Annotated in this window: 13 protein-coding genes and 1 other annotated feature; all 13 genes read left to right on the top strand. The window is 65.7% G+C overall.

Annotated elements, in window-relative coordinates; translation table 11 throughout:
- Positions 1–2 precede the first annotated feature (2 nt).
- The 13 genes from hisB (at position 3) to HGA39_04615 (ending at position 12,693) form a co-directional block, all read left to right on the top strand.
- Positions 3–590 carry an imidazoleglycerol-phosphate dehydratase HisB gene (hisB, locus tag HGA39_04675; GenBank protein NTW28640.1) on the top strand — a complete coding sequence of 196 codons (588 nt, stop codon included), beginning with the start codon at positions 3–5 and terminating at the stop codon, positions 588–590.
- Entirely contained in the window at positions 587–1,216 is a 630-nt protein-coding gene (gene hisH / locus HGA39_04670; protein NTW28639.1) for an imidazole glycerol phosphate synthase subunit HisH, read from the top strand. The genes hisB and hisH overlap by 4 nt, the downstream gene beginning before the upstream one ends.
- Positions 1,213–1,944: a 1-(5-phosphoribosyl)-5-[(5-phosphoribosylamino)methylideneamino]imidazole-4-carboxamide isomerase gene (gene hisA / locus HGA39_04665; GenBank protein ID NTW28638.1), complete on the top strand. Its 732-nt coding sequence runs from the start codon at positions 1,213–1,215 to the stop codon at positions 1,942–1,944. The genes hisH and hisA overlap by 4 nt, the downstream gene beginning before the upstream one ends.
- Positions 1,938–2,702 carry an imidazole glycerol phosphate synthase subunit HisF gene (hisF, locus tag HGA39_04660; GenBank protein NTW28637.1) on the top strand — a complete coding sequence of 255 codons (765 nt, stop codon included), beginning with the start codon at positions 1,938–1,940 and terminating at the stop codon, positions 2,700–2,702. Before hisA ends, hisF begins: the two co-directional genes overlap by 7 nt.
- A 52-nt stretch (positions 2,703–2,754) precedes the next feature.
- Complete coding sequence (locus HGA39_04655; protein ID NTW28636.1) at positions 2,755–3,432, top strand: bifunctional phosphoribosyl-AMP cyclohydrolase/phosphoribosyl-ATP diphosphatase HisIE; 678 nt, start codon at positions 2,755–2,757, stop codon at positions 3,430–3,432.
- A gap of 44 nt (positions 3,433–3,476) precedes the next feature.
- Entirely contained in the window at positions 3,477–4,160 is a 684-nt protein-coding gene (locus tag HGA39_04650) for an SdpI family protein (GenBank protein NTW28635.1), read from the top strand.
- A 90-nt stretch (positions 4,161–4,250) separates the two neighbouring features.
- Positions 4,251–4,524, top strand: a binding site (T-box leader).
- A gap of 50 nt (positions 4,525–4,574) precedes the next feature.
- Complete coding sequence (gene trpE, locus HGA39_04645; GenBank protein ID NTW28634.1) at positions 4,575–6,071, top strand: anthranilate synthase component I; 1,497 nt, start codon at positions 4,575–4,577, stop codon at positions 6,069–6,071.
- On the top strand, positions 6,068–7,801 hold the full coding sequence (gene trpD / locus HGA39_04640) for an anthranilate phosphoribosyltransferase (protein ID NTW28633.1): 1,734 nt from the start codon (positions 6,068–6,070) through the stop codon (positions 7,799–7,801). The genes trpE and trpD overlap by 4 nt, the downstream gene beginning before the upstream one ends.
- Positions 7,798–8,598, top strand: a complete 801-nt coding sequence (locus tag HGA39_04635) for an indole-3-glycerol-phosphate synthase (GenBank protein NTW28632.1) — start codon at positions 7,798–7,800, stop codon at positions 8,596–8,598. Before trpD ends, HGA39_04635 begins: the two co-directional genes overlap by 4 nt.
- 55 nt (positions 8,599–8,653) lie before the next feature.
- Complete coding sequence (locus HGA39_04630; GenBank protein NTW28631.1) at positions 8,654–10,000, top strand: TrpB-like pyridoxal phosphate-dependent enzyme; 1,347 nt, start codon at positions 8,654–8,656, stop codon at positions 9,998–10,000.
- Between the two features lie 31 nt (positions 10,001–10,031).
- Positions 10,032–10,676 carry a phosphoribosylanthranilate isomerase gene (locus HGA39_04625; protein ID NTW28630.1) on the top strand — a complete coding sequence of 215 codons (645 nt, stop codon included), beginning with the start codon at positions 10,032–10,034 and terminating at the stop codon, positions 10,674–10,676.
- Positions 10,673–11,899 carry a tryptophan synthase subunit beta gene (gene trpB, locus HGA39_04620; GenBank protein NTW28629.1) on the top strand — a complete coding sequence of 409 codons (1,227 nt, stop codon included), beginning with the start codon at positions 10,673–10,675 and terminating at the stop codon, positions 11,897–11,899. Before HGA39_04625 ends, trpB begins: the two co-directional genes overlap by 4 nt.
- Complete coding sequence (locus HGA39_04615) at positions 11,896–12,693, top strand: tryptophan synthase subunit alpha (protein NTW28628.1); 798 nt, start codon at positions 11,896–11,898, stop codon at positions 12,691–12,693. The genes trpB and HGA39_04615 overlap by 4 nt, the downstream gene beginning before the upstream one ends.
- The last annotated feature ends 68 nt before the right edge of the window (positions 12,694–12,761 follow it).

Below are 12,761 nucleotides of genomic sequence, written 5' to 3'. Positions count from 1 at the left end.
GGATGGGACGCATCTCAACAATATCCCGCGCGACCCGCGAGACCGACATTGCGGCCACGCTTGACCTCGACGGGGAGGGGCGCGTGATCGTGGTGACCGGCGTGCCGTTCTTCGATCACATGCTCGACGCCTTTGGGCGCCATGGGCTCTTCGACCTCACGGTCGCCGCGTCCGGGGACTTGGACGTCGACGCACACCACACGGTTGAGGACGTCGGCATCGTGATGGGGCAGGCGATCACGCAAGCACTGGGGGAGCGCACCGGCATCACGCGGTTCGGCTCGGCAACGGTGCCGATGGACGAGGCGCTCGTGCTGGCCGCAGTCGACATTTCCGGCCGCGGGCAACTCTGCTGGGCCGTCGATCTGCCGATCGAGATCATCGGCACGTTCGACACCACGCTTGCGAAGGAGTTCTTGGTCGCGCTTGCCGCCAACGCGGGGCTGACGCTGCACGTGCGCTCGCTTGCGGGCGAGAACTCGCACCACATCATCGAAGCCGCGTTCAAGGCGGTCGCCCGCGCGCTCAAGGACGCGGTCGCGCTCGACCCGCGCGTGGTCGGCGTGCCCTCCACGAAAGGCAGCCTGTGAGCCCTCGCATCGCCATCGTCGATTACCGCATGGGCAATCTGCGCAGCGTGCAGAAGGGCTTCGAGCACGCCGGGATCACCGACGTGGTCGTGACCGACGATGCCGCCGTGATCGCGGCCGCCGACGGTATCGTGCTGCCGGGCGTAGGCGCGTTTCGCGACGCGGCCGCCAACCTGCGCGCGAGCGGTATCGAAGACACGCTGCGCCACCGCATCGGTCAGGGGACGCCGTTTCTCGGCATCTGCCTGGGGATGCAGCTACTCGCCGACGTCGGCCTCGAAGACGGCGAGTGGGTGGGGCTTGGCCTCGTACCGGGCACATGCGAGCGCCTTCCGGGCGGCGTGAAGATCCCGCACATCGGCTGGAATACCGTGGAGTATCCGCGCGAAAGCCCGCTGTTCGACGGCATTCCCGAGTCGACGGCGTTCTACTTCGTGCACAGCTACCGGCTGGCACCGCAGGATTCGGCCGCTATCTCCGGTTCGACTGAGTACGGTGTCAGGTTCGCCTCGGCCATCCAAGTCGGCAACATCCACGCTGTCCAGTTTCACCCCGAGAAATCGTCCACCATGGGCCTGAAGCTGCTCGCCAACTTCGGCCGCCTTGCCGAGGAGTTCGCATCGTGATCGTTTTCCCCGCAATCGACATCCTCGGCGGCCGAGCAGTGCGCCTGGCGCAAGGTGACTACGATCGCGTCACCGTCTACAACGAGGATCCTGTCGCGGCGGCACGCCAGTTCGTGGCCGACGGCGCCGAGTGGATCCACGTCGTTGACCTCGACGGTGCGCGTGACGGAGTGCCCGCCAACATCGCTGTGGTCGAGCGCATCGTCGCCGAGACAGGCGCTCGCGTGGAGGTGGGCGGCGGCATCAGGTCGCTCGACACGCTTGCGCGACTGGTCGTCGCCGGAGCCGGGCGCTGCGTGCTGGGCACGAAGCTGGCGACGGACCCGGCGTTCGTGCGCGAGGCCGTCAGTCGCTTCGGCGACGCGGTCATGGCTGGCATCGACGCGCGCGACGGGTTCGTGGCGGTCGAAGGCTGGCGCGAGGGCACGGCTACGCGGGCGAGCGAACTTGTCGGCGAACTGCGCGACCTTGGCGTGGCGCATCTGGTCTACACCGACATCTCGCGCGACGGCATGCAATCCGGCATCAACGCCCCGGCGTATGTCGGAATCGCGCGCACCGCCGGTTTCCCGGTAGTGGCGAGCGGCGGCGTCTCGACCCTTGACGACATCCGAGCACTCGCTGCGCTTGAACCCGGCGTGATCGAGGGCGTGATCGTGGGCCGCGCGATTTACGAAGGCGCATTCACGTTGTCCGATGCGTTTGCGATTGCGGTCGCCTCATGCTGATGAAGCGCGTCATACCCTGCTTGGACGTCCACAAGGGACGCGTCGTCAAGGGCGTGAACTTCGTCAACCTGCGCGACGCCGGCGACCCCGTCGAGATGGCCGCGATCTACGATCGCGAGGGCGCCGACGAGGTCGTCTTCCTCGACATCACCGCCAGTCACGAGGACCGCCCGACGATGCTCGAGGTCGCCACTCGTACCGCCGAGGAGTGCTTCATCCCGTACACAGTAGGCGGCGGTATGCGCACCGCAGCCGACATCCGCGCGATGCTCTCCGCCGGCGCCGACAAGATCTCGCTTAACTCGGCGGCCGTTCGCGACCCTGCGCTCATCACGCACACCAGCCGCATCTACGGCTCGCAGTGCATCGTGGTAGCAATCGACGCGCGGCGTATCGCGGGCGACCGCGACCGATGGGAGGTCTTCATCAACGGCGGACGCATCAATACGGAGATGGATGCGGTCCGATGGGCCGAGGAGGCCGAACGTCTCGGCGCGGGTGAGATCCTCCTTACAAGCATGGACTGTGACGGGACGAAGACAGGCTACGACCTGGCTCTGACACGGGCCGTGACGCGGGCCGTCAACATTCCGGTGATCGCGTCCGGCGGAGCCGGAGAGCTCGACCACTTCGCCGAGGTCTGCGTGGAGGCCGATGCGGATGCCGTGCTGGCTGCGAGCGTCTTCCACTTCGGAACCTACACTGTGCGCCAGGTGAAAGAGGCGATGGGGCGTGCCGGAATACCTGTAAGGCTGTAGAAGCGCTGCTGATAGACTGCTCTATACGAAGACATCACCAAGGAGCTGCCACATGGCTGATCGCGAACACGACCTTCTCGGCATCGACGAGATGACCTTCGACTCGGCCGGCCTGATCACGGCCGTCGTGCAGCAGCACGATACGCGCGAGGTGCTGATGGTCGCCTACATGAACCGCGAGGCGCTCGTCGAGACGATCGAGACCGGCAAGACGTGGTTCTTCAGCCGCAGCCGGAATAGGCTGTGGATGAAGGGCGAATCGAGCGGCAACACGCAGGACGTCGTCGAGATCCGCTACGACTGCGATGCCGACTGTTTGCTGGTGCTCGTCAACCAAGTCGGCGAGGGCGCGTGCCACACGGGCGAGCTCTCGTGCTTCTATCGGCGGCTTGCGCCGGGCATCGGACACGTCGCGCTCGATGTGCCCATACGAACGGCAAGCAGTGCATTCGGCGAGGTTATCGACGGGCTGTGGGACGTTATCGAGTCGCGCCGCGGCGCGTCGCCCGATGAGAGTTACACGGCGCGGTTGCTTTCCGGCCATGAGGACAAGCTCCTCAAGAAGATCGCCGAGGAAGCCGGCGAGGTGATCATGGCTGCCAAGGATGGCGACCGGGAGCACTTGCGGTACGAGATCGGCGACGTGATCTACCACTTGCTCGTGGTCATGGCACGCAACGATCTCACGCCCGCCGACCTCGCCGAGGAACTCGCTTCGCGGCGGAAGTAGTGGGCACAATCGTATCGGACGCCAATGCGTGAAAGGGAGATGCGATGAGGTTCAAGGACATGCCCAAGCTCCCACTGGTGCTGATCGCCGCGATGTTTCTGACGGGCGCGATCGTCTACCCATCGATGCCCGCGCAGATACCGATACACTGGGGGCCCACAGGTCAGATCGATGGTTGGGCGGCGAAGTCGTTCTGGAGCGTATTCCTGACCCCACTTATGGCTATCGGGCTCTATGTGCTCCTTTGGCTGGCTCCGTATCTTGACCCCAAGCGAGCAAACGTCATCCGCTCGAAGCAGTTCTATTCGATCGCCATCGAGTTGATCACCGGCCTAATGGCTGTAGTCTTCGTTGGGACAATCTTCGCAGCACAGAACCATGCGCTCCCGATGACATCGATCATTGAAGTTGCGGTCGGCATCATGTTCATTGTGCTCGGCAACTACATGGGCCGAGTGAAGCGCAACTGGACGATGGGTGTGCGCTATTCATGGACGTTGTCGGATGACACCGTGTGGGCGAAGACGAACGTGCTCGGCGGGCGGCTGTTCATGTTGGCTGGCGCGCTCGCGGTCGTTGGTGCGTTCTTGCCGCCTGTGTGGGGGATCGTGCTTCTGCTGATTCCGGCGCTGGGCCTCGTGCCGATCACCTACGTGTATTCGTGGGTGCTCTACCGCAGGCTGCATCCCGAGGAGATGACGCCGCCGGAAGACAAGCAGGACCGGTAGTAGGGTGCGGAGCGGCGGCCTGGAAGAATACGGTCCGAGAGGCAGTTGTGCTTCGCAGGTGAACAATGATATCCTCGCCCCTAACCGAACACGTTACCTGTGACGGGGAAGAGTATTTCAGCACCAACGCGATAGAGAGCCGGGGACGGTGGAATCCTGGCGCAAGGTTCTGAAGGAATGGGCCCCTGAGGTATTGGCACAAAGGTCTCAAGCGACTGATTAGTGCCGACGGATCCTCACCGATACAAGAGGCTGGGTATGAAAGGCGATGGCCGCCGGAGTACCCGTTGGACCAAAGTGGGCGCGCCGATTCCTCGGCGAGTCAACAAGGGTGGTACCGCGAGAGCAAGCTCTCGTCCCTTGACGGACGAGGGCTTTTTGTATTCTCAGGCAAAGATGGAAAGGAGGCGCATGATGATACTGCCGAGCAGAGACGAGTTCGCGCGTCTGGCTGCCGCCTACGACGTGGTCCCGGTCGCCCGCGAAGTCTATGCGGATCTGGCCACGCCGATCAGCGCCTTCATGGCGCTCGCCGAGGGCGCCGAGCATGCGTTCCTCCTTGAGAGCGTCATCGGCGGCGAGCGGCTCGGGCGCTACAGCTTCCTTGGCGTCGGCGACCGCGAGGTCATCAGCGCCCGCGGTCATGAGGTCGTGATCGAGAACGGCGGCGTGCGCGGCGAATACGCCGAAGACCCGCTGCGCGTCGTGTCCCGTGAACTGCAGGCAGGGAGTGTCGCGCGGGTGCCGGGGCTGCCGCTGTTCGTTGGCGGCGCGGTGGGCTATATGGGGTACGAGACGGCCTCGAGCTTCGAGAAGGTACCGCGGCATGACAACGACATTCTCGGCGTGCCGGACTTCACGTTCATGTTCGCCGATGTGGTCGTCGCCTTCGATCACGCTCGGCGCGTTATGCAGGTCATCGCGCCCGTGCGTCCGGGCGGCGCGCCCGACATCGCCTACGATGCCGCGCTCAGGCGTATCGACTCGTACCTGCGCCGCATCGACGAAGGCCCGCGCGGTGCGGAGCTCGGCGCGTACGGCGTCGAAGTCGAGGTGCCGATCGAGGCGCACACCTCGCGCGAGGAGTTCGTCGAGCAGGTGAAAGCCGCCAAGGAGCACATCGTTGCCGGCGACATCTTCCAGGTGGTGCTGTCGCAGCGTTACTCGGCGCCGTTCTCGGCGGATGGGCTCGATCTGTATCGCGTGATGCGGGCGGTCAACCCGTCGCCTTACATGTTCTACGTGCGCACACGCGACGTGACGCTCGTCGGTTCAAGCCCCGAGCCGCTGGTGCGCGTTGAGAACGACACCGTGCTGACGCGCCCGCTTGCTGGTACGCGCCCGCGTGGCCTCACCGCCGCCGAGGACAGCCGCCTGCGCGCGGAACTGCTCGCGGACGAGAAGGAGCGCGCCGAGCATGTCATGCTCGTGGATCTCGGCCGCAACGACCTCGGGCGCGTGAGCGCGCCGGGGACGGTGACGGTCGACGAACTCATGCAGGTCGAGTACTACTCGCATGTCATGCACATCACCAGCAATGTGACAGGGACGCTGGCTCCCGGCAAGGACGCGTTCGACGCTCTTAAGGCGACGTTCCCGGCGGGTACGGTCTCCGGCGCCCCGAAAGTGCGTGCGATGGAGATCATCCGCGAACTGGAGCCAGAGGCGCGCGGCCCGTACGCGGGGACGGTCGGCTACTTCGGCCTCGATGGCGCGATGGACATGTGCATCACGATCCGCACGGTGGTTCTCGTGAACGGTCGCGCGTATGCGCAGTCGGGCGCGGGGATCGTAGCGGACTCCGACCCTGAGACCGAGTACGAGGAATGCATACACAAGGCGGGCGCCATGCACAAAGCACTGCGGCTCACCGCCGGCATGAGCTCCAGCGACGAGGGAGCGAAGAGATGATCCTCGTTGTCGACAACTACGATTCCTTCACCTACAACGTCGTCCAGCTTCTCTCCGCGCTTGGCTCGGCGGTCGAGGTGCGACGCAACGACGCCATCACGCCTCAGGAGGCACTCGCGCTTGGCGCACGCGGCATCGTGATCTCACCGGGCCCGGGAACGCCTGCGGACTCCGGGATCTCGCGCGACGTGATCCGTCTTGCGGCGAAGGAGGGCGTGCCGCTTCTCGGCATCTGCCTGGGACATCAGTGTATAGCTGAGGTTTATGGTGCGACCGTATGTCGCGCGCTCAAGCCCGTGCATGGCAAGACCGCCGAGATCCATCACGACGCGCAGGGCATCTTCGCAGGCGTGCCGAATCCGTTTACGGCGACGCGGTACCACTCGTTGTGTGTGGATCCCGCGTCAATCCCGGCGGAGGCGATCGAGGTGCAGGCTACCACGCCCGACGGCATCGTGATGGCGCTGCGCCACAAGACGCTGCCGATCTTCGGGGCGCAGTTCCACCCCGAGAGCGTTCTTTCGCCCGAGGGAGCGAAGCTGTTCGCGAACTTCCTCGACATGGCAGGCGAAGTACCGCTGACCAGTGGGGTGTCCGGTACCCCAGGCCTTGTCGCAGCCGTTGGTGGCTCTGCGCGTGCAAGCGCCGGAACCGCCGAGATCACCTCGGCAGCGGGCGCCATCGCTCGCGTCGCCTCCGGGGCCTCGCTTTCCGAAGACGAGGCGCACGTGGTGATGACGCAGATCATGGACGGGCAGGCCACGCCATCGCAGATCAGTGCGCTCATCACCGGGATGCGCATGAAGGGGGAGACGGTCGACGAGATCGTGGGCTTCGCTCGCGCAATGCGCGAGTGCGCTACGCCTGTTCGTCCCGCGGTGCGCGGCTACATCGACACCTGCGGGACCGGCGGCGACGGCCTGCACACCTTCAACATCTCCACGACCACTGCCTTCGTGGTCGCAGGCGCGGGCGTTCCGGTGGCGAAGCACGGTAACCGCGCGGTCTCCTCGGCGGCGGGGAGTGCGGATGTGCTCGAGGCGCTTGGGGTCGACATCTCGCTGTCGGCAACCGATGTGGCGCGCTGCATCGACGAGGTAGGTGTCGGCTTCCTGTTCGCTAAGTCGCTGCACGCGAGCATGCGGCACGCGGGGCCGACGCGCCAGGAGATCGGCATCCGCACGGTGTTCAACATCCTCGGTCCGCTCACCAATCCCGCCGGCGCCAAGCGCCAGCTGCTCGGCGTATACGACCCGCAGCTCGCGCCCTTGATGGCCGAGGTCGCCGGTCGCCTAGGCGCCGAGCGGGTGCTCGTCGTCAACGGCCACCCGGGCATGGACGAGGTCTCGGCGAGCGGGATCACCACGGTTGCGGAGTTCGACATCGCCGTCGGCATCGTGCGCACCTACGAGGTCACGCCGGAAGCCGTCGGCCTGCCGCGTGGCACGCTCGCCGATCTCGCGGGCGGAGATGCCGCCGAGAACGCGGCGATCACGCGGGCAATCCTCGGCGGCGAGGCCGGCCCTCGGCGCAACGTTGTCCTCATGAACGCCGCCGCCGCACTCCTGGCAGCCGGCAAGGCCGCCGATCTTGCTGAGGGCGTGGCGCTGGCGCGCGAAGCGATCGACTCCGGACGTGCAGTCGGCGTGCTCGATGCGCTCGTTGCGACTTCGCAGCGCCTAGGCGCTGCTGAGCGCGCAGCCGCAGACGCGGCGGGGGCGTCCGCGTGAGCTTCCTCACCGACATGATCGCACGCAGGAGCGCCCGGATCACCGCCGAGTTCGGCGGCCTCTCGGCGGCTGACCGCGAGCGTCTCGCATGTTGCGGCCGCCCGGTACGCGACTTTGCCGCGGCGCTGCGGGATCGCACGGATGTCGCCGTCATCGCCGAGGTGAAGAAGGCCTCGCCGAGCGCCGGTGCGATCGCGCCGGACTGCGAGGCGTCCAAACAGGCGCTGCACTACCAAGACGGTGGGGCAGCGGCTATCAGCGTGCTGACGGAGCCGGAATCGTTCGGCGGCAGCTTCACGGATCTCTCTGATATCGCGGACGCGGTCGACATCCCGGTGCTGTGTAAGGACTTCGTGGTCGACCCGGTGCAGTTGTTCGTCGCTCGCGGCCATGGCGCCGACGCGATCCTGCTCATGGTGGGCGTGCTCAGCACCGGAATCGCCGAGTACATCGACATGGCGGCGACACTCGGCCTCACGCCGCTGGTCGAGGTCATCGACGAAGCCGAACTTCAGATCGCTCTGGCCGCAGGCGCGAAGATCATCGCCGTCAACAATCGCGACCTGCACACACTCGTGGTCGACTCGGATGCTGCACGCGATACGATCGCGGCAGCGGTTCGCGCGGGGGCCACGGTGGTCTCGGCGAGCGGAGTTAAGGGTCGAGTTGATGTTGAGGCTGCCGCGAGGGCGGGAGCGAAGGCGGTTCTTGTCGGCGAGACGTTGATGAGGGCGGAGTACCCGGAGGACGTGTTGCAGGAGTTGACGGGCGTTGCTCGATGGCCCGCGATCGAATAGGTAACCAACGGCGGACGATTCATTAGGCGATCAGTTACGAGAGGAGCTCGAAATCATGTCAGACCGGACAAGGTTCATGCTCGACGAGAAGGACATCCCCACGGTTTGGTACAACATCCAGCCGGATCTACCCAACCCGGTTCCGCCGTCGCTCGGACCTGACGGGAACCCAGCCACCGCCGAGCAGCTCTCGGTTCTCTTCCCGATGGAATGCGTGATGCAGGAAGTGTCGCAGGAGAGGTTCATCGACATTCCGGGCGCGGTCATCGATGTGTTCAAGACGTATCGTCCGTCGCCGCTGAACCGCGCGCTGCAGCTTGAGAAGGACCTCGGCCTCCCCGAGGGCGTCAAGATCTTCTACAAGTACGAAGGTGTGAGTCCTGCCGGGTCGCACAAGCCCAACACCGCCATTCCGCAGGCGTACTACAACAAACTCGAGGGCATCAAGAAGATCTCCACCGAGACGGGTGCCGGCCAGTGGGGCAGCGCTCTCGCAATCGCCGGTGCGCTTTACGGCATCGACGTCGAGGTCTTCATGGTCAAGGTCTCCTACGACCAGAAACCGTATCGCCGCAACCTCATGGAGACCTACGGCGCCTCGGTCCACTCCTCGCCGACAAACCTTACCGACGCTGGCCGCCATGTGCTTGAGATGAACCCGGAGTCGACCGGTTCGCTCGGCATCGCAATCTCAGAGGCTGTCGAAGTCGCCCTTAAGGACCCCGGCACGCACTATGCGCTGGGTTCCGTCCTGAACCACGTGTGCTTGCATCAGACGATCATCGGCCAAGAGGCGATTCTGCAGATGGAGATGGCCGAGGCCGAGCCTGATGTCGTTATTGCCTGCGTCGGCGGCGGCTCCAACTTCGCCGGCATCGCATTCCCCTACTACTACCGCCGGCTGCAGGGCAAGAGCAAGACGCGCTTGCTCGCTGTTGAACCCAAGGCGTGTCCGACGCTCACTGCCGGCGAGTACCGCTACGATCTAGGCGACGAGGCCGGCATGACTCCACAGATGATGATGTACACGCTGGGTCACGACTTCGTGCCGGCGGGGATTCACGCCGGCGGGCTTCGCTATCACGGCGATTCTCAGCTGGTTTCGGCGCTCATGCACGAGGGCGAGATGGAGGCCGTTGCGGTGAATCAGGTCGCATGCTTCGACGCCGCGGTGCAGTTCGCCCGCGCCGAGGGCATTCTGCCCGCACCCGAGAGCTCGCACGCAATCCGCGTTGCGATCGATGAGGCGCTCGCAGCAAAGGCGGCCGGTGAGGACAAGACGATCCTGTTCTGCCTGTCGGGTCACGGCCACTTCGACCTGTCAGCTTACCAGCAGTACCTGTCGGGAAGCCTCATCGACTACGACTACGCCGCCGGCTCGACGCTCTGCGAGCCGGAATAATAGCCCTAGCCGGGGCTCAGGAGAGGACCCGATGTCTCGCCGAACGCGAATCAAGATCTGCGGGATCACCCGCGCCGAGGACGCCGCTCTTGCTGTGGCGGCCGGAGCCGACGCGATCGGCGTCGTCTTCGCGCCTTCGCCACGGCAGGTCGACGTGCTTCGCGCGGCCGAGATCTTCTCGGCGGTGCCGCCCGCAGTAGAACGCGTCGGCGTCTTCGTGAACGCGCCTGCCGAGGAGGTTGCACGCGCTGTAACGCTGTGTGGCCTCTCGGCGGTGCAGTTCTCCGGGGACGAGTCGCCGGAGAACTGCGCTGTCGCGCCTGCGTCCGTCGTGAAGGCGTTTCGGGTTGGCACGGAGTTCGATACAGCCCAGCTGGAGCCCTACCGGGGGCACGTTGACGCACTCCTTCTCGACACGTATGTGGCGGGGCAGGCGGGCGGTACCTCGCAAACGTTCAGCTGGCATACCATCGGCGAGCTGCCCGGTTGGGCTCCTTTCTATGTTGCGGGCGGCCTGAACGCCGGAAACGTGGGGGAGTGCATCGCGGCGCTCCATCCGTTCGCCGTCGACGTCTCCTCTGGTGTCGAGTCGTCGCCCGGCGTCAAAGATCCTGAGAAAGTGCGTGCACTTTGTGCCGCCGTGCGTGCGGCCGACCGGAAGGAAGAATCACGATGAGCGAGCTGTTCCCCTCAGCCGGAAGCGTCTACTCGGGACCGGACGCAGCCGGCTTCTACGGCCCGTACGGAGGGCGCTTCGTGCCCGAGACGGTGGTTCCCGCCCTCGAGGAGCTTACCGCGGCCTATGAATCCGCTCGCCTCGATCCCGCATTCGTTGCCGAACTCGATCTGTTGCTGCGCGACTATGTCGGCCGCGCCACGCCGCTCTACCGCGCAGACCGTCTCGCCGAGGCTGTGGGCCTGGCGGCCGTGTATCTGAAGCGCGAGGACCTGTGTCACACGGGGGCGCATAAGATCAACAACACGCTTGGCCAGTGCCTACTCGCCAAGCGCATGGGCAAGAAGCGCGTGATCGCCGAGACAGGCGCAGGCCAGCACGGCGTCGCAACCGCGACCGCAGCCGCGCTCATGGACCTCGAGTGCGCCGTCTTCATGGGCACGGAGGACATTCGCCGCCAGTCGCTCAACGTCTACAAGATGCGCCTCTTGGGCGCCGAGGTCATCCCGGTGGCCGACGGCCAGGGCACCCTGTCCGACGCCGTCACGGCCGCGCTGCGCCACTGGGTCGAGCGCGTCGAGGACACGTTCTATGTGCTGGGCAGCGCCGTCGGCCCGCACCCATACCCGATGATCGTCCGCGACTTCCAGAGTGTGATCGGCACCGAGATCATCGCCCAGCTCGCCGAGAAGCACGTCGAGCGCGTGGATGCTGTCGTGGCCTGTATCGGCGGTGGCAGCAACGCCATCGGCACGCTCTACCCATTCGTGGCGACGGTGCCTGCCGAGAAGCGCCCGCTGCTGTTCGGAGCGGAGGCCGCCGGGCTGGGTCTGGATACCGACAGGACCGGCGCATCGATGTCGCTCGGCACGCCGGGCATCCTCCACGGCTTCTACAGCTACCTGCTCCAAGACGATGCCGGCAATCCCCTCGAGGCGTATTCGATCTCGGCGGGGCTCGATTATCCGGGGGTCGGACCCGAGCACGCGTTCTTCAAGGACGAAGGCATCGTTCGCTACGAAGCGGTCACCGACGCCGAGGCGCTCGCGGCATTCTCGCAGCTCACTCGTACGGAAGGCATCATCCCGGCCATCGAGTCGTCGCACGCGCTTGCGCTCCTGCCTCGCCTTGCGGCCGAACTTGGGCCGGAAGGCGTAGTCGTGGTCACGGTCTCGGGCCGCGGCGACAAGGACATCGACATCGTGCGCGAGGCCGGCCTGTGAGTCCGGGTCTCGCGCGAGCGTTCTCGCACGGCCGGCCGGCGCTCGTGGCATACGTCATGGGAGGCTATCCCGACCGTGCGGGATCGCTTGCGGCCCTGCGTGCGCTTGCCGAGGCGGGCGCCGATCTCATCGAGCTCGGTGTGCCGTATGCCGATCCGCTTGCCGACGGTCCGGTCATCCGCGAAGCCGCCGAGGTCGCACGCAGCGCAAACCCGGGCGGCTTCGGCCTCGCCGAGACCATCGATCTGGCCGGCGAGTTCATTGCGACCGCAGGTGCAGATGCGCCGCCCGTGGCGCTGATGACGTACCTGAATCCGCTGATGCGCGTGGGGATGCCCGCGGTGGGATCGGCGATGAGGGGGGCCGGGATCGGCGGGGTGATCGTGCCGGATCTGCCGCCCGACATGGCCGGCCCGTGGCTTGCCGCGTCTGACGGGATCGACACTGTGTTCTTGGCGGCGCCGACCTCAACCCCCGAGCGCCTCGCTCGAGTGGGCCAGGCTTCACGCGGGTTCGTCTACTGCGTGTCGACCACCGGCGTCACCGGCGAGCGAGCGGACCTGCCTAGCGAACTCGCCGATCTTGTCGTGCGGGTCAAGGCCGCGACGCCCCTGCCGGTTGCCGTAGGCTTTGGCGTCTCAACACCCGGGCAGGCAGCGCTTGTGGCCCGCATTGCCGATGGCGTCGTCGTTGGCAGCGCGATCGTCCGGCGCCAGGACGATCTGGACTCTCTCCGCAAATTCGCCGCCGAGCTCGCCGATGCGGTGCACGGCCAGTTCTTCGCTAGACTATAGTTTTGTGCGTCGACTATTCTGGGCAATGGCGGATTCTAGGGGCAGACAGAGCGAGGATTGCATGTGCA

The organism is Coriobacteriia bacterium (genome assembly GCA_013336165.1).
In the GTDB taxonomy this organism is placed as follows: domain Bacteria; phylum Actinomycetota; class Coriobacteriia; order Anaerosomatales; family JAAXUF01; genus JAAXUF01.
The sequence above is the reverse complement of the archived record's forward strand: the minus strand, read 5'-3'. Positions and strand labels throughout refer to the sequence as shown.